Here is a 25,237-nt window from a genome sequence, read left to right on the forward strand (position 1 = left end):
TAAATATGCACATAAAAAAATACATACAGCATTTCGGGATACTCTCGGCCATCTTGCTCACAACAGCCTGCCATAACGATTTTATCCCTAAAGATGAAAATACCCCGAATGAAGACAACGGAAGTACCCCTGTACGGACAGTCAGTGTCCGCATCAAGGCCTTCCAGATAGAAGGGGAAAATACGTCGCTCCCTGGAGAAAACAGCGTCACAGACCTGCAAGCCTGCCTGTTTGAAGAAGGAATATTGACTAATGTCTATACGCAACTCTCTCAAAAGGACGACCAATATACCCTTCAGACCGACAAAGAAGCCGGCCACTTGTACTTCGTGGGTAACACAGCGAGCCAGCTTGACCTGCAAGCCCTCAAGGAACAAGGTCTGACAGAAGAAGAATGGCTGAAAACCACTTTAGGATATGCCAAGGAAGATACACAAGCTTCTGAATTTTTCTCCGGCATGCTGGATTTGGGCAAAAACAATGAGAGTACGTTGCACACGGACCTGGAAAGAGGATCAGCCCGGTTTGATTTGTCTTTACCGGCCAACAGTTCCCTCCAGGTAAAAGGAATCACATTCACCCAAATCGCACAACGCACATTCCTGTTCCCGCAGGATCCGGTAGCAAGTCCGGAAAATACGGAACGGACAGATAAGCGCGTTGATTTTCCGGAGGCGCTGAGTGCCAGCACCCAAGGAGTGGCCTACCTGTACGAACAGACTGGTACCGATGTGAAAGCCCAAGTCAATGTCGTGAAGAAAGGAAAAGAAACTACCGTAGAAAGCAGTCTGCCTTCCACCTTGAAGCGCAACACGGTCTATTCCTTGAGCCTCAGCGAAGACCCTGTCAGCGGTAGCGTGAAACTCCAAGTCATTGAATGGGAAAACGGAGGCGAACACAACCTCTCTTCCGAAGCCGGGGCTTTGAAAGTAGATACTCAAGCTTCTACCCTCCCACAAAATGTGACAGTAAACGACGCGAAAAACCGGATTGTATTGCCTTATACAGCTACCGAACTGACACTGGCCATTGACTGTGACGACCAGCTGGAGTTCATCCAAGACCCGATGCCGCTGACCGTACAGACACTGGGAGGCAACAATGCGGAAACCAGAGGCAAAAACCTGTTCCGCATACAGAAAGACAGATGGCGCTTAGGCGTTCCCGGAGAAGAAATCAAACTACGCTTCCACCGGAAGGGATTGCAACAAACTTACCCGGACGACTTCCTGACCGTGGTTCTGACGGAAAACCCGACCCGAGTAGAAGGACTGCTCGATTACCACAACAGCTACGAGTGCCACTTTGACCGTTATATCGACAATGAACTGGGGGTACTGACCTTGCCGGAGTCTAAAAAACTGACCGTAGAGTATGAGAATGGAGAAGGCCACTGGATCAAACTGGCAACACGGGAAGACAATTCCCGCTCCTTCCGCATTTTGGGAGGATGGAAACCGAATGACCCCACAGCCAACGGACGTGTACAGAAAGCCACACTGGTAATCTGCAATAATGACGGCACGGAACGTGAAGAATATACGCTGAGCCGTCGCAACTGGGGACTCCCGGTGACGTACCTCAATGGAGTATGGTGGTGCAAGTACAATGCCATGGGCAATTCAAAGGACTTCAACGACCAGATACTTTCATCGAACGATCCGGCTGCAAAAGCAGGAAAGACCGTTTTCGATTATCTGCGTGACTGCACTCCGGAAGAATTCTTCAAACTCTGGAAATGGCAGTATCAGGGAAAAACCACCCAGGGCATGCAGGTGATAGATGACAACGGAGTAGCCAAGCTGGAAGGATACAGCACGTCAAGCGTCCATATCAACAAGCTGGAACCTACAGCTATGGCTCCCGACGGGTACGAACTGCCTTCGATGGAAAACTTCGAACGTGTACTGAACTCTACCAGTGGTACCATCTGGCTGATGTGGGACGGAAGCCATACCACTGCATGGAACGGAAATACCACCATCCAGCGCCGTCAACGCCGACGGAACGATGTAACGGTCGGCTCCGTCGAAATGACCGACCTGATTTATATCCAGATGTACAATCAGGCAGAACAGCAATATGAACCGCTTGTGTGGTATGGATCAGGAGCACAATGGAACGACAGCGGCATCAAGCACGGACATTACAATGCCATGCTGTGGGCCACGTATTCTCCCGATAACGGACAAGGCTGGTATTATGTAGGTACGATGGGTGGCCTTTACCCGAGCAAGAACGGAGCCGGTTCCAACGATTCCCGCCTTCTGCGGTTCAAAAAATCGGACGTGGAATATATCTATGAGTGACTATGAATAACGTTCCCAAAAACGTCTTTGCGTTCGGATGAAAACGTAAGGACGTTTTACTTGAAACGCAAGTGCGTTTGGACAAAAACTCTTTGACGTTTGACTCCAAACGCACTTGCGTTTTTTTACCCCCTTCCCAACGCCTCCATTTTACCTTTCCACACTACACATTCCACCTGTTCCCGCACAATGAGGAATGAACTTTTCGGATGAATCGCCCCTAAAATCCAAGGAGTTTTATTATTTTTGCAGCCGATTATACGATAAACATAAAAAGACTATTATAACCATGGAATTAGCAAGTAAGTACAATCCCGCTGACGTGGAGGGAAAATGGTACCAATACTGGTTGGACCACAAACTTTTCAGTTCTAAACCCGACGGACGTGAACCTTACACCATCGTCATTCCTCCTCCCAACGTGACAGGAGTACTCCACATGGGACACATGCTGAACAATACCATCCAGGATATCCTTGTAAGACGTGCCCGCATGATGGGCAAAAATGCCTGCTGGGTACCGGGTACGGACCACGCCTCCATCGCCACGGAAGCTAAGGTAGTTAACCGTCTGGCACAACAGGGCATCAAAAAGACAGACCTTACCCGCGAAGAGTTCCTGAAACATGCATGGGCATGGACAGAAGAACACGGAGGCATCATCCTGAAACAGCTCCGCAAGCTTGGAGCATCATGCGACTGGGGCCGCACGGCGTTCACCATGGACGAAACCCGCAGCAAGAGTGTCATCAAGGTATTCGTAGACCTATATAACAAAGGATTGATTTACCGCGGCGTACGTATGGTAAACTGGGACCCGAAAGCACTGACCGCCCTTTCTGACGAGGAAGTTATCTACAAAGAGGAACACAGCAAGCTGTATTACCTGCGTTATTATATTGCCGATGACGACATGAGCGGTGAAACAGGAGCCGAAGGTGAAGTAGTACACCGCGATGCACAGGGACGCCGTTATGCTGTAGTCGCTACGACCCGTCCGGAAACCATCATGGGTGATACGGCTATGTGTATTAACCCGGAAGACCCGAAAAACCAGTGGCTGAAAGGCAAAAAGGTCATTGTGCCATTGGTAGGACGTGTCATCCCGGTTATCCAAGACAGCTACGTAGACATTGAATTCGGTACAGGATGTTTGAAAGTGACTCCGGCACACGATGTAAACGACTACATGTTAGGAGAAAAATACAACCTGCCTTCCATCGACATCTTCAACGACAACGGTACACTGAGTGAGGCTGCCGGACTGTATGTAGGCATGGACCGCTTCGATGTACGTGCACAGATTGAAAAAGACCTGGAGGCTGCCGGACTGTTGGAAAAGGTAGAAGCTTATACCAATAAGGTAGGTTTCTCTGAACGTACCAACGTGGCCATCGAGCCGAAACTGTCCATGCAGTGGTTCCTGAAGATGCAGCACTTTGCCGACATGGCTTTGCCGCCGGTAATGAACGACGAACTGAAGTTCTATCCTGCCAAATATAAGAACACTTACCGCAACTGGCTGGAAAACATCAAGGACTGGTGTATCAGCCGTCAGCTGTGGTGGGGACACCGTATCCCGGCTTACTACCTGCCGAAAGGTGGTTTCGTGGTAGCTGAAACTCCGGAAAAGGCACTGGAACTGGCCAAGGAAAAGACGGGCGATGCCAACCTGAAACTGGAAGACCTGCGTCAGGAAGATGACTGCCTCGATACTTGGTTCTCTTCTTGGTTGTGGCCTATCTCCTTGTTCGACGGTATCAACAATCCGGGCAACGAGGAAATCAAATACTACTACCCGACTTCCGACCTGGTAACCGGACCGGATATCATCTTCTTCTGGGTAGCACGTATGATTATGGCCGGCTACGAATACATGGGCGATATGCCGTTCCGCAACGTATACTTCACCGGTATCGTGCGTGACAAACTGGGTCGCAAGATGTCCAAGTCACTCGGTAACTCTCCTGACCCGCTGGATCTGATTGACCGTTACGGAGCCGATGGCGTACGTATGGGAATGATGCTGGCAGCTCCTGCCGGAAACGACATTCTCTTCGATGAAGCTCTGTGCGAACAAGGACGTAACTTCAACAACAAGATATGGAACGCCTTCCGCCTGGTAAAAGGCTGGCAGGTGGCCGACATCGAACAGCCGGAATATGCAAAACTTGCGACTGAATGGTTCGACTCCATGCTGGCGAAGACCGCAGAAGAAGTCAATGACCTGTTTGGCAAGTACCGTCTGAGCGAGGCCCTGATGGCTGTCTATAAATTGTTCTGGGATGAATTCTCCAGCTGGTACTTGGAAATGGTGAAACCGGCTTACGGACAGCCTATCGACAAGGTAACTTATGAAAAGACTCTGTCCTTCTTTGAAACCTTGCTGAAACTGTTGCATCCGTTCATGCCGTTCATCACAGAGGAATTGTGGCAACACATTTACGACCGTCAGCCGGGCGAAAGCATCATGACGCAGACCCTCGTAAAAGACATGCCGTACAATGAAGCCCTGATTACTCGCTTTGAAGCCGTGAAGGAGGTCATCAGCGGTATCCGTACCATCCGCTTGCAGAAGAACATCGCACAGAAAGAGGCCCTGACACTGGAAGTCATCGGAGAAAATCCGGTAGCCGAATTCACTTCTGTCATTGCCAAACTCTGCAACCTGTCAGAAATCAAGCAGGTAGCCAGCAAGTCGGACGGAGCAGCTGCCTTCATGGTAGGTACAACTGAATATGCCGTACCTCTGGGCAACCTGATTAACGTGGAAGAAGAGCTGAAGAAGCTGGAAGCTGACCTGAAATATCAGGAAGGATTCCTGCAGAGCGTATTGAAAAAGCTGAGCAACGAAAAGTTTGTCAGCAAGGCTCCGGCCAACGTCATCGAAATGGAACGTAAGAAACAGGCTGACGCCGAAACCAAGATTGCAGCCTTGAAAGAAAGCATTGCTGCATTGAAACGCTAACGTGCAGTTTCTATAAAAAACGCCCCGTCCTGAACAACCGTTACGCAAGACAAAACTGGTAACGGAGGCTCAGGACGGGGCTTATTTTTATCGGCTCAGAACAAAACGATTCCTACGGACAATGCGCTAAACTCAGGTCCATAAGTAGAATCAAGCACCTTGCATGGACTGTATTTCACATAAAAACCTACGGTCTTATAACCGACGGAAGCCTGAAGATCGACGGTCACCGGAGTCTGATGGATATTGCTGTCGGTCAATTTATATTCCTTTCCATCCAATTTATACCGCGTTTTCAAGCTGGCATGCGTGTTGAAGTTGACAATGGCTCCCACACTGAAGTTGAAATTATGCTTTGTTTTATGAGTCAGCATCACCGGCACAGCCCAACTGAACACTTTGATACGCGAGAACTGAATATCGGCCCCTTCAGGATAATTCCCCACGTACATATCACTTCCTGCCTCCTTTATAAAACGCTGCTTTCCGGTCATCCGGTAATTACGCCAGCTGCAGGCCACTCCAATGGAGAAAGAAGTCTCCGTAGCCCACGGATAATACTCCCACCCTACTGTCGGCGTCGTAATTTCCCACGATGACCCCATGCTGACATCCATGTTCGCGGGAGCACCCTGCACGCAGGAAAGTCCTATCTTCAGGTTTTTCACCACCAGCTGATTCTGATGATGCCTTCTTTCCGATGTCCGCTTTCTGAACGGAATATTAAAGTCCCAGTTGCTGTTACGTTCCTTTGTCACCGACACGTCCGAAGAAGACATCTCTATTTCACGGACATAACGAAAATTCGGATTATTTTCCTTCCCCTCCACTTCTACCGTAAAACAATTGCCCGATTCGGTAATCTTCACCTGCTCCGGTTTCTGTATACACATCACATTTTCCACCTTCAGCGAATCTTTGGTCTCGGCGTATCCGCCCACTGCGGTCAGCAAGGTGACCACCAGCAAAATCATTTCTTTCATGTTTCTTATCGTATTTTGTTTATTTTCTCTTACTTGAACATCCGTTTCAACTCTTCCAGTGTGACCTTTCCTTCCATATACACCACAGTCACCTCTGTCTTTTTACTGCTGCCAGGAGCTACTGCAGCATTCCGATAAAACAAATAGCGGTAATTATCGTCCTGTCCCGGAAAACAATAGAAACCATAGTACAATTTTTTCCCGACCTTTCCCACTTCTCTGTCAACTGCCGTTTTGGCGTCCAAACTGACCAGTACTTCTATTTCTTCCGAAACCTCCGGTTCATCGGTTATTGTCAGACTGCGGAAAAGGGTTAGATGATATTTTTTCAACTCCCTTCCTTTGATAAGGACTTCCACGGCCTGTCTATCATGCTTGAAGCGTCCCCCAAACAAGTCTTCCACATGCATTCCTTTCTGTGCAAACACAGGCAGCACAGCCAGCAGGCACATCCATAACATAATCCATCGTCTTATCATATCGTCTTCTCCTATTATTCTATTCATTTCTTGTCAGCTGATTCCGTTTCGCCTTCCTCCAGTGTCTGAAATATATCCGACAACTGACTCTGGACTGTTTCTCCAGAAAAACGGTGACTCACCTTTTCCATCGATTTCAACGCTTCGGAAAACACCACCTCCTTGTCGGTACAGCGCTGTCCGTTGATGTAAGCCACACATACATCTGCACTTTCCGTCAACTGCCAGGCGGTGGCCAACACGATGATACCCGCCACCATAGCTGCCGCATAATACCGTAACCGTATGCCTCGTGTGCGCCGCCTGCCATATAAGACACGTCCGGTAGCGGCATACCCCATCACGGCACGAAGTTCATCGAATTCCTTGCCTTGTGAGGCAGGAGTAGCCAGGAAACGTGCCAGCGCTTCCTCCTCGGCCTCAGTTGTTTCAGCCTCGAAATAACGTCTGGCCAGCTCTTTCCAATGTGGGATAGTACGTTCGTATTTTTTCATCGTTCCATCTGTTTTAAATAACATTCTCTAATTTCCTTTCTCGCCCTCGACAGTTGCATACGTACTGCCGGTTCTTGCATACCCAGTATATCGGCTATTTCATCATATTTTCTCCCTTCATACTCTTTCATCCGTAAAATCTGTTGCTGAAGCGGTGTCAGCCTCTGCGCAATGATACGCTCCACCGCACGGAAACGTTCTTCCTTTTCTAGAATCTCGTCAGCCGAATCGGTAACAGATTCGTCCCGGTGTTCGTCCAGTTCCACCGTAGGCAGATGCTCCTTTTTACGCAGGACATCAATGCACAGGTTCTTGACCGTAGCAACCGTAAGAGCTTCTGCCTCTTCGCGCGAGTCAATCCGGTCTGCATGTTTCCACAAGCGGAAGAAAGCCTCCTGCAATGCGTCATCGGCATCCTCTCTATTGGGAAGAAAACGCATTGCCAACCTGAGAAAATTCTTTCTCAAATCAGTGAAGGTCGATGTCAGTGTCTCTTTGCTCATGCTTCTTAAATCGGTCGTACAAGTTGTTTTCAAAAAGGTAAACGTAAAACTATATCTTTTGTAACAAAGAAAACACGAAATCTTATCATTTCTTTTCAGTATAAAATCCCCTTATAGCCATCCTCTCTCTCTTCAAACCGCACATTCTTCATTACCCCCCATACAAAAAACGCAATTCTGTCAGTCTAGGCTGACAGGTTACAACGACAATTTGTCAGTATCCATCAGCTTGATTGATTTGCATCAATAAAACAAGAGAAAAACGAAAAATATGCTTTAAAACATATTCTTTCAAAAAAAAGGCATTACCTTTGCAGTGTAATAAAACGAACGAAGGAACCCAAAAGGGTACCGGAGGGAAAGGATAAAAAGATTAAGGATAACAAAAACAAAAGACAAAACTTCGAAAGGTCCTCTGCGAAGAGCACCTGGAAAAACTAAACTAGAATTATTATATAGGTACTAACTTAAAAAGCAAATGAAAGGATAACAGTTATGAAAAAGGTAACAAAGATTCTTCACAAGATTGCAAATGCAGATCCGATGATCTGGGGGTACGTCATGTTGAGCGACAACACTCACACGAAGTAACCCGCTGCCGATGACCGGCGGATTTATTAGTTGATTGAAACAAACAGACTCATATAGAAAGTCCGGAAATCAGTTCCCTGTCGAAAGACAGAGGGCAGGTTTCCGGACTTTTTTTGTGATATCATTTCTTTTTCCAGCCTCAATCTCACCGAAGAGGCTGCAACTTGACAATTTCTCCCAATTCAGGAATAATAACGGGCATTCCACGTTTCTTTGCCTCAGCGGCAAACACATGGGGCGGATCAAACAAAGGTTCATCTGAAAGATCGAACGTACCATAGTGCATAGGAATCGTTATTCGCGCATGCATATCTGCTGAAGCCGTCAAGGCATCATACGGAGAGATATGGTTAGGCTTCATGAACCAACGCGGCTTATAGGCCCCTATCCCAATCATGCAATAGTCGATATGCGGAAAGAATCGGGCAATCTCCTCAAAATGATGGGCATATCCAGTATCTCCACTGTTGTAAATGGTGATACCACCTCCCTGAATCATAAAGGATCCCCACAGACGCTCTCCCCCGTCGCTTACTCCACGTTTGCTCCAATGCTGTGCAGGAAGGAAAGTAAGTCGGAAATCCCCGTCAGTATACTGATCATACCATGCTGCTTCTATTACTTCCAGGTCTGGGAACCAGCTTTTTATAAGCGCTCCCGTATTCAACCCGCAGAACAATTTCATATGCGGATTATCAGCCACCAACCGTGCTACACTCGGCTTGTCCAAATGATCAAAATGATCATGGCTAATCAACAAATAATCAATTTCCCGGAAAATAGAAGGGTCAGCAGGAAACTGACTGCGCCGCTTGACAAACGGAATACTTCCATACACAGAATCAATCATCAGACGTTTTCCGCCTAACTGTAGAAAAAAAGAATTATGCCCCAGCCAAATCAGGGAATTTCCCACCACTTTCTCCAAAGAGGTGAGATAATGGACCTTTGGATTCCATTTGATGGTCCGCTTTTCCTTCCGCTGGGGGTTGGGAGAGAAACGCCACTTCAATACACTTCCCATACCTGGCTTCCAACGGTGCTGACGATTGAAAAATTTTCCGTTGACCGTCGGATTCCCCCTCCATTGGGGATGTATGCTCCGCAACCTCTCGTTGCGGCGGAATGTGATTCGCTCTCCCATTTTCTCGGAATTTAGCGTTCCAGCAGGTCTTTTAGAAAGGCATCGAGTTCTTCATCAAGTCCTTTCAACAAATCGCCACTCAATAATAAGGTATCATCTTCATCGATAATCTGAAGTTCTGCCACCGTCTCCTTCTCATCGTCTACCAGCACAAAGGAATAAGGTTTCATCAGACAGAGTTTATCCAGTCGTCCTGTTTCCTTCAAAGACTCGATTTCCTTGCGAAGTATCGGTTCTACCACGGCATAAAAGTCATCGCTTTCATACTCTACCCATTCATTGATAATCGTACGCGACAACTCATGATCATCGTCGTCGTAAATCACCAATTCCCCGCTATCTGAATTCGGTTGCAGATGAATGTCTGTCACCACAGAATCTTCTCCTCCCGTAGCATAACGGCAAAGAGCTTCCTGTAAAGCAGCAGCAATTGCAGCACGTGATTGTTCACTTAATTCCATAGGCTATATTTTATTATACTCAAATGTACAAAAAAAATGAATCAGACAAGAAATATTAATTGAAATTGTTTCCAAAACGACGCATTTGCAGGTTCAATCGCTGAAAATCTTTTGTGAGTTCCTGCAATATGGTCGCATAGAACTTTGCTGCACGCTCCTCCTCCGAACCGGGAGAAGCACTTTGCTGCGCCTTTGCAATCCAGGAATTAGCCTCCTCCATTTGTCCCTGTACCTCACAAGCCAACGCCATATTGAAGGCAGCCCGTGATTTCAATTTCCCTTTTTTCGCTGAGTCATACAGATTCGTCCAAATGCGTCCAGCCTCTTGCCAGTCACCTTCCCGCACACAAACCGCTGCATCCCGCATGTCCGGATTTCCACCATCGAAATAGATTCTGTCTGCATTTTGCCAATGAGGCACTAACAGATTGACCAATGTATAGGCCGCATGGTTGGACCCCTCATGCACTACATCATAATCAGACAAAGTAGGCGTAAAATCCCACATCAGACTATCTACTTTCGATAACGTCATTACAGGCATCAGACGCGACGGTATATAGGCCCGTACCACGGGACGAATTTTCAAGTCGAAGGCTGTCAATGGTACAAATCCTGGATAATAAATCTCTTTCTTTGCGGTCAAGATTTGTATCTGGTCTACAGAGAAAATCATATCAGCTCCTAAAACCTGACTCAAACTGTCTACCACAGCCTGAGGCAGCAACTCTCCGCCCGTTCTTTCCTGGGTGAGTATCGAATCTGAAATGACGACCTGATTAAAATATCGGCTATCAGCCAATCCGCCAGCCAGGCCTTCGGCCAGCACTTTGCCATCCCCATCCAGTTTTCCCAATGTAAGCAACGTTTTTTTAGGAGAAGGAATGGAAGGAGCATGATTGACAACAGCTACTGTGCGTACCTGCTCAGGAAAAGTGACATCTGCCGGATGAAGCTGATCAAAAGAGAACGACTGCAAGCCTCCACAAGAAACCAACATGGTCGCTGCCAGCATAATTCCAGCTATCATATATTTCTTCATAATCTATGACTTTTTTGTTTTGAAACAAAAGTAATAAATAAAAAAGACACGGATTCCATCGTTTTCACAGATTATTCTAAATTAAGAAATAAAAATCTGAAAAACGACAGAATACGTGTCTATCTAAGGGAATTCAAATGCTTACTCAAGCATTCTTTCCATGACAGTTCTTGTATTTCAATCCGCTACCACAAGGACATGGATCATTGCGACCTACGGTCTTTTCAGCCCGATAAGGTTCCTGCTTCTGTTCACGTGTATCCTGACCAGCTGCCTCGCTCTGAGCCGGATCGTTCAAATCCTGTTTTTCTTCGCGGTACTGCTGACGGGGAGCCTTAGGTTCGGGAGCAGCCTCACGCACCTGTTCGGGTTCCTGCACAGGAATCTGACCACGCATCAATACGGAAATCGTATTGTTGTTGATCTTGTTGACCATGTTGTCGAACAAGTTCACAGACTCAAGTTTGAAAATCAACAGCGGATCTTTCTGTTCGTAGCTTGCGTTTTGTACAGAATGTTTCAATTCATCCAATTCACGCAGGTTTTCTTTCCATGCATCGTCAATGGTATGCAGCAAGATGGCTTTTTCGAATGCTTTCACAATCTCTTTTGATTCGCTTTCGTAAGCCGCCTTCAGGTTGACAGAGATATTATACATCCGTTTGCCATCGGTAATCGGAATCATGATATTCTCATACATATGACCTTGTGCCTCGTATACCTGCTTGATAACCGGGTTGGCAATCTGAGCCATACGTTCTGTTTTCCGTTTGAAGAGAGCCATCGCGTTCTGGAAAGTTTCTTCTGCCAGATCGTCTTTCTTCTTGGAACGGAAATCTTCTTCCGAGAACGGAGTTTCCATAGCTAATACCTGCAGAATCTCCATCTTGGCATCTTCATAAGTAGGCTGCTGTACGGCATTGTAGCAACGGTCCCAAATCATGTCCACAATATCCATACCGATACGTTCACCCATCAAAGCGTGACGACGTTTGGTATATACTACCGTACGCTGCTTGTTCATCACGTCATCGTATTCCAACAAACGCTTACGGATACCGAAGTTATTTTCTTCAACCTTCTTCTGGGCACGCTCGATAGAGTTGGAAATCATCTTGTGTTCAATCATCTCTCCTTCCTTGAAGCCCAGCTTATCCATTACTTTCGCAATACGGTCGGACGAGAACAAACGCATCAAGTCATCTTCCAATGACACGAAGAATACGGAAGATCCCGGGTCTCCCTGACGTCCGGCACGACCACGCAACTGACGGTCTACACGACGTGACTCGTGACGTTCCGTACCAATGATGGCCAAACCACCCGCAGCTTTCACTTCCGGACTCAGCTTGATATCGGTACCACGACCGGCCATGTTGGTGGCAATGGTTACCGTAGAGCTCTGACCGGCTTTTGCCACAATTTCCGCTTCTTTCTGGTGCAGTTTCGCATTCAATACATTGTGCGGAATCTTACGCATGGTCAGCATCTTGCTCAACATTTCAGAGATTTCAACAGAAGTCGTACCTACCAGTACCGGACGACCGGCCTGTACCATCTTTTCAATTTCTTCGATAACCGCCTTATACTTCTCACGTTTCGTTTTGTACACACGGTCGTTCATATCGATACGGGCAATCGGACGATTTGTCGGGATTACCACCACATCCAATTTATAGATATCCCAGAACTCACCAGCTTCCGTTTCGGCCGTACCGGTCATACCAGACAGCTTGTGATACATACGGAAGTAGTTCTGCAAGGTAATAGTAGCAAATGTCTGAGTTGCGGCTTCCACCTTCACTCCTTCCTTTGCTTCCACAGCCTGATGCAGACCGTCGCTCCAACGACGACCTTCCATGATACGTCCGGTCTGTTCATCGACAATCTTCACCTGACCGTCCATTACCACATAATCTGTATCTTTTTCGAACATAGTGTAAGCCTTCAACAACTGATTGATGGTATGCACACGTTCTGCCTTGATGGCATAATTGGTCATCAACTCGTCTTTCTTAGCCAGACGTTCTTCATCCGAAAGACCTTTCTGATTTTCCAGTTCAGACAACTGGGCAGCGATATCCGGCAATACGAACAAAGTCGGGTCTTGTGAGTTACCTGTAATCAAATCGACACCCTTGTCGGTCAAGTCTACGCTCTTCAGTTTCTCATCAATCACGAAGTACAACGGTTCTACCGCTTCCGGCATACGCTTGTTGTTCTGCTCCATGTAGATTTCTTCCGTCTTCAGCATACCAGCCTTGATACCCGGTTCACTCAGGAACTTAATCAACGGCTTGTTCTTCGGCAATGCCTTGTGACTGCGGAATAAAGCCAAGAATCCGGCTTCCTGATCTTCTTTCTTATCGGAAGCAATCAAACGCTTGGCATCGGCCAAGTATTGAGTAGCCAACTTACGCTGTGCTTCTACCAAACGTTCTACCAACGGACGAAGTACTTCGAACAACTGCTGGTCACCTTTGGGTACCGGACCTGAAATAATCAACGGAGTACGGGCATCATCAATCAATACAGAGTCGACCTCATCGACGATTGCATAATTATGTTTACGCTGTACCAAATCTTTCGGAGAAATCGCCATGTTGTCACGCAGATAGTCGAAACCGAATTCATTGTTGGTACCAAACGTAATATCTGCCATATATGCACGACGACGAGCTTCAGAGTTAGGTTGATGCTTGTCAATACAATCTACGCTCAAACCATGGAACATGTATAACGGGCCCATCCATTCAGAGTCACGCTTAGCCAAGTAATCGTTGACTGTCACCACATGTACCCCATTTCCAGTCAGTGCATTCAGGAATACCGGGAGAGTAGCCACCAAAGTTTTACCTTCACCAGTCGCCATTTCGGCAATCTTACCCTGATGCAGAACCACACCACCAAACAACTGCACGTCGTAATGAATCATGTTCCACGTCATTTCATTACCACCCGCTTTCCAATGATTCTTCCAGATGGCCTTATCGCCTTCAATGCGAACGAAGTCACGTCCCTGAGCGGCCAATTCACGGTCGAAATCAGTAGCTGTCACTTCCAGTTCCTCATTTTCAGCCAAACGACGGGCTGTATCCTTTACAATCGCAAATGCTGTAGGGAGTACCTCATTCAGTGCTTTTTCATATTTTTCCAGCACCTCTTTCTCCAGCTTGTCAATCTGAGAGAAGATAGCTTCACGCTTTTCCAGGTCTGTATCCTCAATAGTGGCTTTCAAGTCCTCTATTTTCTTGTTTTCCTCTGCGGCAGAATCTTTGATATATTTCTTCAACTCTTCCGTTTTCGCACGAAGCTCATCATTTGTCAACTTAGAGATTTCCGGATAAGCGGCTTTTACTTTTTCCACCCATGGCTGGATTTCTTTCATGTCACGAGTTGCCTTGTTTCCGAACAGCTTGCTTATAAATTCATTAAATCCCATTATATATATTTCTTTTTATTATTTACTAATTAAATTTTTTGGTCTCACCGGTGCAAAGATAACCAAATTGTGAATTATCTTTCCGTTCTGTCACAATATTTATTTACGAATATTAAGCATTGGAGCATCGGAACAGGCGTTAGGAGCCCGTATGCGCATGAAATGAGCTAATGTAGGAACTATCGAAGTGATTTTCACCGGCGAATATAATTTCTCCGGCTTTACATCAAATCCCATCAAAACCAAAGGAGCTGTGGCATAAGCTGCCCGCATCACCTCTACTTTCTGAGAATATTCATTCACAACCGACCATCCCGGCATTACTTCCACATAAATATCTCCCGAACAATTCGGATTGTAAGTATTACGAATCTTATCTATTTTCGGAGTCCAAGCCCCTAACAACAGGCGCTGTGCCGAGTAGGCATTCTGTACACCACTCATCTGCACAATAAACTCCGCCGAACGTGACATCACCTCCACCAGGTTCAGTTTCCGTTCTTCTATCAGCTTATGATTCAGATAAATCTGCCGGTCATAATAAGTCTCTACATATTGTCCCTGACCATAAATGGCCATCAGATACATATTCAACAGAGCCGCGCAACGTTTGATATGAAATTCTCCACCGGGAATCTTATATTTCTCAGGATCTACAGGATCCGGATCTGTATACCCCGTGGAGGTGATGAAAAACAACGTATTACGTAACCCTACCTTACGGTCTATCAAATCGAGTAAATCACCCAGGCTATTGTCCAGACGGACATACATATCCTGGATTTCCATCGCATATTCTGTGGTAGGTTTATGGTCATAATTACCTGCATAGTATGATAAGGTAAGCAAATCTGGAGCTGCATCCTGTCCCATCTGTGTACTGTTCAAACAAACATTTACCAGACGGTTTACCTCATCATTCACATACGGACTCGTTTTAAACTTCTTATATTTATCCAGACGTTCGTCTGAAAAATTATGCTTAAAACTTAATTGTTTGGTCTCTGTAGTTACGTACTGATACGAAGTAACTGGAAGATAAGGAAGCCATTCGAGATTATTGATACGAAAATCAAGTCCCTCCTTGTCATTATAATTGCTCACCCACTCCGGGCAATCTCCATAATAAGTTGTACCAGCCCATTTACCTGTTTCATCATTCAACCAGAAGGCCCCGTCGGCCGCATGTCCTGCTGCCAAAATCGCCATTTCGCGCGTCGGCGCAATGGAATAGACTTCTGCCTGCCCTTGAGTGGCCACCTTCAATTCATCAGAAAGCGTGGAACAATGCAATAATTTTGCAGATGAATTTTCTGAGGTATAAACTCCCATAAAACTCTGGTCGTCTACCGATTTTATAATCCGTAAAGAATTGCGATCCATCCATCGGTTAGCAGGAATTCCATTATAATAAGGTGTAGTTCCTGTATAAATGGATGCCGTGGCCGAAGAGCGGTCTACATTAATAAAATCATATTCTGCATTTGTATAAATACGACCTTCCTTGAGCAGACGTTTAAAGCCCCTTTCTCCATACAATGCAGAAAAAGCCTCAATATAATCTGCCCGCAATTGATCGATTGTCAAGCCCACCACCAATCGAGGAACGGGAGCAGGAGACTGAGATTGAATGCCGGTAATAACAAATACCGTCAATAAAGATGTCAGTATGCGTTCTTTCATTATTTTTTATTCAATACTAATACATGGCTTGCAGCATTTACCAACAAACCGAGTGCCAAAGGTAACACTGTTAAATTAAATTTTTGCGGTAAAAGCAGGATTAACAGCATAAAAAGTGTTAAATACACCAGATTCACCAAATGATACAGGTCCTTTTTATGTTTTATATCACGATAAATCATAAACGGAAGATAAAATAAAGGAATCGGATTGAACAATATCAAGAGCCAATTGGACCCTACCGTCGGATGAGAGGATACGAAGAACAAGAAAGCAATAATACACCCCGCTATCCCTTGTGCAGCATATAGAATCACGTCCCATCCCCAGAACACGCGTTTCTTTTTCCACTGCCAAAAACCAATCAATACATTTATGAGCAAGAACAACGAGCCCGCTCCCATCGGCGTCAGACCAAAAGCCGGTTCAACTTCCGGAGCCACATCTACAATCTTCTCTTCATGCAACACCAGCGGGCGAGTCTTTCCATCAGCCCCCTGAATATAGGCTTCACTGGCAAAACGACGCATATAAAAAGGAGCAAACATCTGCCCCCTGTTGTCAATAGGCGCATCGGCCTCTGCCCCGAGACAGAGGTCAATGCCGAACTCATCCCATGGAGAATGTGCGGTAAATTCATGTACAATCCCTCTGAAAGACTTACCACTCTCCCCCGACGGATATATCACTTTCCCTTGGATACTCTTTTCTATTTGGTCACGCGCACGAGTCGTACAATTATCATAGAAATAATTATAACGATAAGTCCTGTTTTCCGGGAGATAATTCTCTTGAAGCAACCTCAACAAAGTTTGCTTCTCAGACGATGTCAGGTTCAAGACCTGCTGGTAAACCGAAGAACCACGCAATGCATATTCCGATTCAAAATAAGGATAAGGCATAATTCCCAGTTGGTAGTCCGTTTCTCCCTTTACAAAACGATATATAAAATGAGGAGTATTAAAGCTGAACATGCCATAATTAAAAACCAGATCTATTCCCCGAGAAAAATTCTGGTAACGAATAGCCGTATGACCGAAAAGTTCATAAATTTCATTACCAGGAGCACACGTCAACAAACTAAACTGAATGCTATCATTCTGGGAAGTCGGCTCTGCATCCGACCGGATGCCACTATAAGTCTCCACAGGGAATACCAACTGAATCATCCCTACAATCCATAAAAGAACTATCCACTTTCGTTTCATAATTTAATATACCTATCAGACCTCAAATTCATCTTTCAGAAATCTGAATAATCCATAATATTCTTTTTTCGCATGCAAAAATACATGGATTCTCACATAACCGCGAAATAAATAATCAGTTTTATTGAGGTACATATCCAAATTTTATCTTACTTTGCAAGCAAAACAAAGCAGACAAAGGTGAATTTAGTAATTGATATTGGCAATACTGTTGCAAAACTAGCAGTGTTCGAAGGTGATAAAGTGGTGGAAGTTTTACGAGGATCGAACCATTCGCTGGACTGGCTGTCAATGCTATGCAACAAATATCCAATCAAAAGAGGAATCATTGCATCAGTCATCACACTGAGCAACACTATACGACGACAATTGGCCGGAGTTCCGTTTGATGTCATCGAACTGAACCATCAAACCCCTATCCCTATCCGGAACTTATACAAGACCCCCGAAACACTTGGGATGGACCGGCTTGCAGCCGTAGTAGGCGCAAATTATCTTGCTCCCGGGAAGAACCTGTTGGTCGTAGATGCCGGAACTGCGCTTACATACGAGTTTATCGATGCAGAAGGTAACTACTGGGGCGGGAATATCTCACCCGGTATGTACACCCGCTTTAAGACACTAAATGCCTGCTGCGACAAACTTCCGTTGATAGAGAGTAAAGGGGAAACACCAGAATTCGGATTCGATACAGAAACAGCTATCCGAGCCGGAGTCATCCGAGGAATTGAATTTGAAATTATCGGTTATATCACCCTATTGCAGAAGAAATATCCTGACCTTTTGGTTTTTTTAACTGGAGGAGATAAATTTTCTTTTGATACCAATTTAAAAAGTATCATCTTTGCAGATAGATTTTTAGTATTGAAAGGTTTAAACAGAATATTGAATTATAATGTTAAGTAAAAAGATACTTGTTGGTTCATGTTTTATAGCAAGTGCTACGATTGCGAGTGCACAGATAAGCACAAACTCACCTTACACGCGTTACGGATTAGGAGACATGTTTGACCAGAGCTTCACAAACAATGCGGCTATGGGAGGTGTAGGCTATGCACTCCGCACAAACGAACACATAAACGCAATGAATCCAGCATCTTATACGGCGGTAGACTCTCTTTCCTTCATTTTTGATGCAGGTATGTCACTAAAAAGCTCGAATTTCCAGGAAGGACAATATAAATCAAACGCGAAAAATGCAAGTTTTGACTATATTGGCATGCAGTTCAGACTTCATCCCCGCTTGGGTATGACCATTGGATATACTCCATTTTCTACTGTCGGATACAACTTTACCCGAACCAAACCGATAGATAACAGCAGCGATGTCACCATTTCCAACAACTTTTATGGCGACGGAGGCTTGCAGCAGATTTTTGGAGGACTGGGTTTCAAGGTGTTTGACCACTTGTCTATTGGCGCCAACATCGGCTATCTGTATGGAAAACTCCAATATCAGACTACAGCCACCCTTAGTAACGGAGGAGACCAGACCATTACCTACAACACCGTATCGGTAAGCACTTATCATGCAAGTTTCGGCCTTCAGTATACTCAACCTATCAATAAAACAGATGAAATCACACTGGGATTGACCTATAACTTAGGGCACGTGCTCAACAGCCATGACACCCAAGGTACACAAATCACAAATGGGAGCAACTATTCTGTCGTGAATGAACAGAGAATAGATGATTCTTATGGAATTCCTCATACCTACGGAGCCGGATTAGCTTGGAAACACCAAAAGAATCTGACTGTAGAAGCAGATTACACCCTGCAGAAATGGAGCGGAGTAAAATACAATAACCGCACTGATTTATATCAGGACCGCACAAAAGTAGCAGTGGGAGCTGAATACCTGCCCAAAGAATACGGAAGAAACTATCTCAGCCGTATACGCTATCGAGTAGGTGCCTATTATGCCAACTCTAATCTCCAGATTCCAATCGGACAGAATATGGTAAAAGGACCGGATGAATACGGAGTTAGTTTCGGATTCGGACTACCGTTGAGACTTTACCAGCGGAACAGCGTATTAAGCATCACTGGACAATATGTCCATGCAAAACCATCAACGAGCAACATGCTATCCGAAAACCGGTTTGTCTTAAAAATAGGTCTGACCTTCAATGAACACTGGTTCATGAAGTGGAGAGTTAATTAATATGAGAATAAACACAATGAACAACTAATCTTACATACGATGAAAATGAAAATGTTTACAATGCTGTGTGCTTTATCTTTAAGTGCTACAGCAACTTTCGCTCAAAAAGGAGTGGAAGACGGTTCTCGTTTTGGACACGGAGAAGACAGTCTCCGCTGTTTGCAAAACATCAGTATTTACAGTGAGTATGTAAAAACTGACAACTATGTGGACGCATACAAGCCTTGGATGGCTGTATTTACTGAAGCACCTTTGGCTCAAGTAAGTACTTACACAAATGGTGCAAAAATCTTACGTGCATTGATTGCCAGTTCAAAAGATGCTGCACAACAGAAGAAGTATCTGGATGAATTGATGGCCGTTCATGACCAGCGAATCAAATACCTTGACGGATTGAATCAACTGGTAAAAACTCCGACCACTAAAGGTTCCATCCTCGGAATGAAAGCTCACGACTACATCATGTTCTCTGGATCAAACATAGATGTAAATAAGGCTTATGAAATGACTAAAGAAGCCGTAGACCTGGAAAAATCTGCTTCCGATTATTTCATGTTCCAAGATTTGATGGATATGTCCTCTCGTAAACTGAAAATAGATGACGCCCACAAGGAACAGTTTATCCAGGATTACCTGACGACTTCTGGTTATGCAGAAGAAGCACTGAAAGCTGCTACTAAAGAAAAAGACCAAAAATTACTGAAAACAGCCAAGGACAATGTAGATGCATACTTCATCAACAGTGGTGCTGCAAGCTGCGAAAACCTGCAGGCTATTTATGGTCCGAAAGTAAGCCAGAACAAAACCAATCTGGAATACCTGAAACAGGTAATCAACGTAATGCAAATGCTGAAATGTACAGATGAAGAAGCTTACTTCATTGCTTCAGAAGCCGCTCATGCCATCGAACCGACTGCTGCCACAGCTGCTGGATGTGCCTACATGTATTACAAGAAAGGCGACATGAACAAGAGTGTAGACTACTTTGACCAAGCTATCGAACTCGAACAAGATGCAGACAAGAAAGCAGACTATGCCTACAGTGCTGCCGTAGTATTGTTCAGCAAGAAACAGCTGAGCAAGGCAAAACAATATGCCAACAAAGCACTTTCTTTCAATAGCAAATATGGAAAAGCTTACATTTTGATTGCACAGATGTACGCATCAAGCCCGAACTGGAGTGACGAAGCTGCATTGAACAAATGTACTTATTTCGCTGCCATCGATAAACTGCAGCGTGCAAAAAGCGTAGATCCAAGTGTAGCTGAAGAAGCTCAAAAGCTGATCAATACGTATGCCGGACATACTCCGAAAGATGAAGACCTCTTCTTCTTAGGATTGAAGAAAGGTAACTCTGTCACAATCGGTGGATGGATTGGCGAAACAACAACCATCAGATAATATATGCCAGCCAGAATAAAAAAGCACATATATAGACTCTTTATCAACATAACAGTTGCCGTATGGGCAACTGTTATGTTTCTTTTTGTTCCGGCCTGCGGGAAAAAGGAACAGCAAATGGCCGCGGCCGTAAAGGAAAGTGACTCACTGCCAGATATGCGCACCACAGGAGTTACCACCCTCATCTCCGATTCCGGCATGATCCGGTATAAAATCATCACTGCAGAATGGCTGATTTACGGCCATCGGAATCCCCCCTTTTGGGCCTTTGAAAAAGGAATTTATCTGGAAAAATTCGACAGTCTTTTTCACGTAGACGCCAGTATCAAAGCTGATACGGCATACTACTATGAACCTAAAAAACTTTGGGAGTTACGTGGACATGTACATATCCAGAGCCAACGGGGCGATAAGTTTGATACCGAACTGATGTTCTGGGACCAGGACAAAGAAAAGATTTATTCCGACAAATTTATCCGCATTGAGCAAGTAGACAAAGTGCTGACCGGATATGGCTTTGAATCCAATCAGCAGATGACTGAATATCAGATTTACAACAATACGGGTATTTTTACGGTTGAAGACAATGCTGCCCCAGCAGACAGCATACGAACTCCCCAATAAAACCATTCCATCATGGGACTTATTATCCAGTTACTCATATCGATGGCATTTTCCGCTTTCTTTTCAGGAATGGAAATAGCCTTTGTATCTTCCAATAAATTACGCTTCGAAATGGAGAAGACGAACAACGTGTCGTCTTACATCCTTTCCGTATTTTACCGGCACTCCAACAATTTTATTTCTACCATGCTGGTGGGAAACAACATCGCCTTGGTCATCTACGGTATATTGATGGCCCAGCTCATTGAACATTACATTCTTGCAGATGTTATTACCAATCAGGCATTGCTGGTATCAATAGAAACGATTATCTCTACCCTGATCATCCTTGTCACAGGAGAGTTTATCCCCAAAACATTATTCAAAATAAACCCTAACGCCACCTTGAAGGCATTCAGCCTTCCCGCTTTCGTCTGCTACATCATCCTCTACCCTATCAGCCGCTTTTCATCCTTGCTTTCCAGCGGGATGCTTCATCTTGTAGGAGTCAAGACCAACAAGGAAGACCGGGATAAAGCCTTCACCAAGGTCGATTTGGACTATTTCATACAAAGCAGCATAGAAGAGGGTAAAGAAGGAGAAGAAATAGATAATGAAATTAAGATATTCCGTAATGCCCTCGATTTCTCCAACGTCAAAATTCGCGATTGCATGATTCCGCGTACAGAAATCATAGCAGTCGATTCGGATACGCCATTAGATGAGCTTAAAAAAGTATTCATTGAGAATGGCATCAGCAAAATTATCGTATACAAAGACAACATCGACAACATCATCGGATACATCCATTCTTCCGAAATGTTCAAAGCCACCACAGAATGGCAGAACAACATACGCAGTATCCCCTTTGTTCCTGAAACAATGGCAGCCCATAAGCTGATGCGTATCTTCAAGCAGCAAAAAAGATCACTGGCCGTAGTGGTAGATGAGTTTGGAGGTGTTTCGGGCATTGTTGCTTTGGAAGACCTGATTGAAGAGATTTTGGGTGACATCGAAGATGAACACGATACGACTTCTACGGTAGCCAAACAAATTTCGGAGAATGAATACATCTTTTCGGGCAGAATGGATATCGAAAAAGCCAATGAAACATTCAATCTGGGCCTTCCGGAAAGTGAAGATTACCAGACCATCGGTGGCCTGATTCTCAATGAATGCCAGAGCATTCCCAAAATAAACGAAATCATTCAGATAGAAGGATTCACCTTCAAAATCATCAAAGTCAGTGCCAACCGGATTGAACTGGTGAAACTGATAGCACAGAAATGAGCATTTTTTTGAAAGAAAATAGCGACTATACGGTATTTTTTGTATCTTCGTGCGCTAATAACGGAAATATAAAAACAATAAACAAAAAAATAATAACTTTAAATGGCAACTTTACAAAAAATTCGAAGCAAAGGACCTTTATTGGTCATCGTAATCGGTCTTGCCCTTTTTGCATTTATCGCAGGAGACGCATGGAAAGTGCTCCAGCCGCATCAAGGTAAACAAGACGTAGGAGAAGTGAACGGGGAAGTTCTCAGTGCACAAGATTATCAAAAGATGGTTGACGAGCTTAGCGAAGTAATTAAAATGACCAACGGACTGAACTCGCTGACAGAAGATCAGCTGAACAACGTCAAGGATCAGGTATGGCAAAGCTATGTCAACAATAAACTGATTGCTGAACAGGCTAAGAAGTTGGGCTTGAAGGTGACAGATGCTGAAATCCAGGCTATCATTGACCAAGGAACTCACCCATTGCTGATGCAGACTCCGTTCCGCAACCCACAGACAGGCATGTTCGACAAAGATATGTTGAAAAAATTCTTGGTAGATTATGCGAACATGGACGCCAGCAAGATGCCGGCCCAGTATGTAGAATACTACCAGAAGATGGGTGCTTTCTGGAAATTCGTAGAAAAAACATTGGCTGAAAGTACACTGGCTCAGAAATACCAGAATTTGGTTACTAAATCATTGATTTCAAACCCGGTTTCTGCCGAAGATGCTTTCAAGTCACGTACAGAACAGAGCGACTTGCTGTTGGCAGGAGTTCCTTACAGCTCTATCAGTGATTCTACCATTCAGGTATCCGACAGCGAAATCAAAGACCGCTACAACGAAAAGAAAGAACAGTTCAAGCAACTGGTTGAAACCCGTGACATCCGTTACATTGACGTAAAAGTCGTTCCGTCGGATGCAGACCGCAAGGCTGTAGAAAAGGAAGTAACTGAATACAGCAACCAGCTGGCTAAGACCGATGCTGATTTCGGTACTTTTATCCGTTCTACCGGTTCTTCAGTCAACTATTCAGACGTTCCGGTCAACAAAACGGTATTCCCGGCTGATGTAGCTGCACGTTTGGACTCTACAGGAGTAAACGAAGTATACGGTCCTTATTACAATCAGACAGATGACTCTTACAATGCCTTCAAAGTATTGGCTAAAGTTTCTTCTCCTGACTCTATCCAGTTCCGTCAGATTCAGGTATATGCCGATACAGAAGAAAAGACCAAGACACTGGCTGATAGTATCTACAATGCCCTGAAAGGTGGAGCAGACTTTGCGGCAATCGCCAAAATCTACGGACAGACCGGCGAAGCAAGCTGGGTAAACTCACAAAGTTGGGAAGGTGCAGAACTGGATGCAGACAACAGCAAGTTCATCAATGCGTTGCTCAACCAGCCTGTAAACGAACTGACCAACTTAAACGTAGGACAGGCTAACCTGATTCTGCAGGTCATGAACAAAAAAGGCATGCAAACCAAATACAAAGTGGCTGTCGTAAAACGACCGGTTGAATTCAGCAAAGAAACTTACAACGCAGCTTACAATAAATTCAGCCAGTTTGTAGCACAGAATACAACCATCGATTCAATGGTCAAGAACGCAGAAGAAAGCGGTTATACTCTGACTCCGCGCGCAGACCTTTCCAGCGCAGAACACTATGTAGGTGGCGTACGTTCTACGCGTGAAGCTTTGAAATGGATTTTCGCTGCAAAACCAGGTGAAGTTTCTCCGCTGTATGAATGTGGTGAGAACGACCATCTGATGGTAGTGGCTCTCGACAAGATTCACGAAGCAGGCTATCGCGACCTCAATTCTGTAGCAGAAATGCTGAAGAGCGAAATCCGCCGCGATAAGAAAGCAGACCAGATTATGGCAGATATGAAGAAATTCAACTCTATCGCTCAAGTAAAAGGAATGAAAGATGCCGTAAGTGATTCTGTAAAACATGTTACTTTCAGCGCACCTGCTTATATTTCAGTGACACGTGCCAGCGAACCGGTAATCGGTGCTGTTGCTGCCAAGACTGCTGTTAACAAGGTAAGCGCCCCCATCAAGGGTAATGCAGGAGTATACATGATTCAAGTATATGCCAAAGATAAAGGAACCGAGAAGTTTGATGCCAAACAGGAAGAAGCTACTTTGAACAACATGGCCGTACGTATCGTAGGAAGCCAGCTGATCAATGACTTGTATCAGAAAGCAAAAGTAGAAGACAAACGTTATCTCTTCTTCTAATTCTCTTTCCTTAAGAAATAGAAAAGTCCGGAAGTCACCTTCCGGACTTTTTTTAGGGATATTCAGTAAATGTCCCCAAAATAAGATGGCATATGAAATGATTATGGTCTATCATCTTCATATGCCATTTTTTATTGTCAATTTTCCATGTATTCTTACATAATTCTATCCATCAGGACATGACACTTCTGAAGAAGCCAGATGACCTCTTCCGATTCCGTCAGTAAA

The 25,237-nt window shown here is 44.8% G+C and carries 18 protein-coding genes; 8 read left to right on the forward strand and 10 right to left on the reverse strand.

What is annotated here, in order from left to right; translation table 11 throughout:
- Positions 1–5: 5 nt before the first annotated feature.
- Positions 6–2,309 (forward strand): hypothetical protein, encoded by a 2,304-nt coding sequence (locus RDP42_RS04885; protein WP_308762773.1) that lies wholly within the window; start codon positions 6–8, stop codon positions 2,307–2,309.
- A gap of 289 nt (positions 2,310–2,598) precedes the next feature.
- Positions 2,599–5,277 (forward strand): valine--tRNA ligase, encoded by a 2,679-nt coding sequence (locus tag RDP42_RS04890; protein WP_308762774.1) that lies wholly within the window; start codon positions 2,599–2,601, stop codon positions 5,275–5,277.
- Between the two features lie 95 nt (positions 5,278–5,372).
- Here the strand turns inward: RDP42_RS04890 and RDP42_RS04895 are convergent, their stop codons facing one another.
- From RDP42_RS04895 to RDP42_RS04940, 10 genes are all read right to left on the reverse strand, one after another.
- The gene (locus RDP42_RS04895) at positions 5,373–6,260 is read right to left on the reverse strand and encodes a hypothetical protein (protein ID WP_308762775.1); all 888 of its coding nucleotides are present in this window, start codon (positions 6,258–6,260) and stop codon (positions 5,373–5,375) included.
- Positions 6,261–6,289: 29 nt separating this feature from the next.
- Positions 6,290–6,766, reverse strand: coding sequence for a DUF6108 family protein (locus tag RDP42_RS04900; RefSeq protein WP_308762776.1), 477 nt, complete (start codon positions 6,764–6,766; stop codon positions 6,290–6,292).
- Positions 6,763–7,233 (reverse strand): hypothetical protein, encoded by a 471-nt coding sequence (locus RDP42_RS04905; protein ID WP_308762777.1) that lies wholly within the window; start codon positions 7,231–7,233, stop codon positions 6,763–6,765. Before RDP42_RS04905 ends, RDP42_RS04900 begins: the two co-directional genes overlap by 4 nt.
- Complete coding sequence (locus RDP42_RS04910; protein WP_308762778.1) at positions 7,230–7,736, reverse strand: sigma-70 family RNA polymerase sigma factor; 507 nt, start codon at positions 7,734–7,736, stop codon at positions 7,230–7,232. Before RDP42_RS04910 ends, RDP42_RS04905 begins: the two co-directional genes overlap by 4 nt.
- A 736-nt stretch (positions 7,737–8,472) precedes the next feature.
- Positions 8,473–9,471, reverse strand: a complete 999-nt coding sequence (locus RDP42_RS04915) for an MBL fold metallo-hydrolase (protein WP_308762779.1) — start codon at positions 9,469–9,471, stop codon at positions 8,473–8,475.
- An 11-nt stretch (positions 9,472–9,482) separates the two neighbouring features.
- Positions 9,483–9,932: a hypothetical protein gene (locus tag RDP42_RS04920; protein WP_303912342.1), complete on the reverse strand. Its 450-nt coding sequence runs from the start codon at positions 9,930–9,932 to the stop codon at positions 9,483–9,485.
- A gap of 55 nt (positions 9,933–9,987) precedes the next feature.
- On the reverse strand, positions 9,988–10,974 hold the full coding sequence (locus RDP42_RS04925) for a DUF6340 family protein (RefSeq protein WP_308762780.1): 987 nt from the start codon (positions 10,972–10,974) through the stop codon (positions 9,988–9,990).
- A gap of 145 nt (positions 10,975–11,119) precedes the next feature.
- Entirely contained in the window at positions 11,120–14,416 is a 3,297-nt protein-coding gene (gene secA / locus RDP42_RS04930) for a preprotein translocase subunit SecA (RefSeq protein ID WP_308762781.1), read from the reverse strand.
- A 99-nt stretch (positions 14,417–14,515) separates the two neighbouring features.
- Positions 14,516–16,099, reverse strand: coding sequence for an alkaline phosphatase family protein (locus tag RDP42_RS04935; protein WP_308762782.1), 1,584 nt, complete (start codon positions 16,097–16,099; stop codon positions 14,516–14,518).
- Positions 16,099–17,307, reverse strand: a complete 1,209-nt coding sequence (locus RDP42_RS04940) for a DUF4105 domain-containing protein (protein ID WP_308762783.1) — start codon at positions 17,305–17,307, stop codon at positions 16,099–16,101. Before RDP42_RS04940 ends, RDP42_RS04935 begins: the two co-directional genes overlap by 1 nt.
- A 180-nt stretch (positions 17,308–17,487) precedes the next feature.
- Between RDP42_RS04940 and RDP42_RS04945 the strand changes: the two genes are divergently transcribed.
- The 6 genes from RDP42_RS04945 to RDP42_RS04970 all read left to right on the forward strand — a co-directional run bounded on the left by RDP42_RS04945 (position 17,488) and on the right by RDP42_RS04970 (position 25,009).
- Entirely contained in the window at positions 17,488–18,213 is a 726-nt protein-coding gene (locus RDP42_RS04945) for a type III pantothenate kinase (protein WP_303912331.1), read from the forward strand.
- A 97-nt stretch (positions 18,214–18,310) separates the two neighbouring features.
- Positions 18,311–19,474 (forward strand): hypothetical protein, encoded by a 1,164-nt coding sequence (locus RDP42_RS04950; protein ID WP_308762784.1) that lies wholly within the window; start codon positions 18,311–18,313, stop codon positions 19,472–19,474.
- Between the two features lie 39 nt (positions 19,475–19,513).
- Positions 19,514–20,875, forward strand: a complete 1,362-nt coding sequence (locus tag RDP42_RS04955; RefSeq protein ID WP_308762785.1) for a hypothetical protein — start codon at positions 19,514–19,516, stop codon at positions 20,873–20,875.
- Positions 20,876–20,878: 3 nt separating this feature from the next.
- Positions 20,879–21,499 carry an LPS export ABC transporter periplasmic protein LptC gene (gene lptC, locus RDP42_RS04960; protein ID WP_308762786.1) on the forward strand — a complete coding sequence of 207 codons (621 nt, stop codon included), beginning with the start codon at positions 20,879–20,881 and terminating at the stop codon, positions 21,497–21,499.
- Positions 21,500–21,511: 12 nt separating this feature from the next.
- Entirely contained in the window at positions 21,512–22,768 is a 1,257-nt protein-coding gene (locus RDP42_RS04965) for a hemolysin family protein (protein WP_308762787.1), read from the forward strand.
- Positions 22,769–22,870: 102 nt separating this feature from the next.
- Positions 22,871–25,009, forward strand: a complete 2,139-nt coding sequence (locus RDP42_RS04970) for a SurA N-terminal domain-containing protein (RefSeq protein ID WP_308762788.1) — start codon at positions 22,871–22,873, stop codon at positions 25,007–25,009.
- The last annotated feature ends 228 nt before the right edge of the window (positions 25,010–25,237 follow it).

The sequence above is a fragment of the uncultured Bacteroides sp. genome (assembly GCF_902472605.1).
Classification (GTDB): domain Bacteria; phylum Bacteroidota; class Bacteroidia; order Bacteroidales; family Bacteroidaceae; genus Phocaeicola.

Coding starts and splice junctions, on each gene's coding strand:
- RDP42_RS04905 (WP_308762777.1), bottom strand. CDS start 7,233: ATGAAAAAATACGAACGTACTATCCCACATTGGAAAGAGCTGGCCAGA.
- RDP42_RS04895 (WP_308762775.1), bottom strand. CDS start 6,260: ATGAAAGAAATGATTTTGCTGGTGGTCACCTTGCTGACCGCAGTGGGC.
- RDP42_RS04970 (WP_308762788.1), top strand. CDS start 22,871: ATGGCAACTTTACAAAAAATTCGAAGCAAAGGACCTTTATTGGTCATC.
- RDP42_RS04965 (WP_308762787.1), top strand. CDS start 21,512: ATGGGACTTATTATCCAGTTACTCATATCGATGGCATTTTCCGCTTTC.
- RDP42_RS04915 (WP_308762779.1), bottom strand. CDS start 9,471: ATGGGAGAGCGAATCACATTCCGCCGCAACGAGAGGTTGCGGAGCATA.
- secA (WP_308762781.1), bottom strand. CDS start 14,416: ATGGGATTTAATGAATTTATAAGCAAGCTGTTCGGAAACAAGGCAACT.
- RDP42_RS04940 (WP_308762783.1), bottom strand. CDS start 17,307: ATGAAACGAAAGTGGATAGTTCTTTTATGGATTGTAGGGATGATTCAG.
- RDP42_RS04920 (WP_303912342.1), bottom strand. CDS start 9,932: ATGGAATTAAGTGAACAATCACGTGCTGCAATTGCTGCTGCTTTACAG.
- RDP42_RS04955 (WP_308762785.1), top strand. CDS start 19,514: ATGAAAATGAAAATGTTTACAATGCTGTGTGCTTTATCTTTAAGTGCT.
- RDP42_RS04935 (WP_308762782.1), bottom strand. CDS start 16,099: ATGAAAGAACGCATACTGACATCTTTATTGACGGTATTTGTTATTACC.
- lptC (WP_308762786.1), top strand. CDS start 20,879: ATGCCAGCCAGAATAAAAAAGCACATATATAGACTCTTTATCAACATA.
- RDP42_RS04900 (WP_308762776.1), bottom strand. CDS start 6,766: ATGAATAGAATAATAGGAGAAGACGATATGATAAGACGATGGATTATG.
- RDP42_RS04925 (WP_308762780.1), bottom strand. CDS start 10,974: ATGAAGAAATATATGATAGCTGGAATTATGCTGGCAGCGACCATGTTG.
- RDP42_RS04910 (WP_308762778.1), bottom strand. CDS start 7,736: ATGAGCAAAGAGACACTGACATCGACCTTCACTGATTTGAGAAAGAAT.
- RDP42_RS04890 (WP_308762774.1), top strand. CDS start 2,599: ATGGAATTAGCAAGTAAGTACAATCCCGCTGACGTGGAGGGAAAATGG.
- RDP42_RS04885 (WP_308762773.1), top strand. CDS start 6: ATGCACATAAAAAAATACATACAGCATTTCGGGATACTCTCGGCCATC.
- RDP42_RS04950 (WP_308762784.1), top strand. CDS start 18,311: ATGTTTGACCAGAGCTTCACAAACAATGCGGCTATGGGAGGTGTAGGC.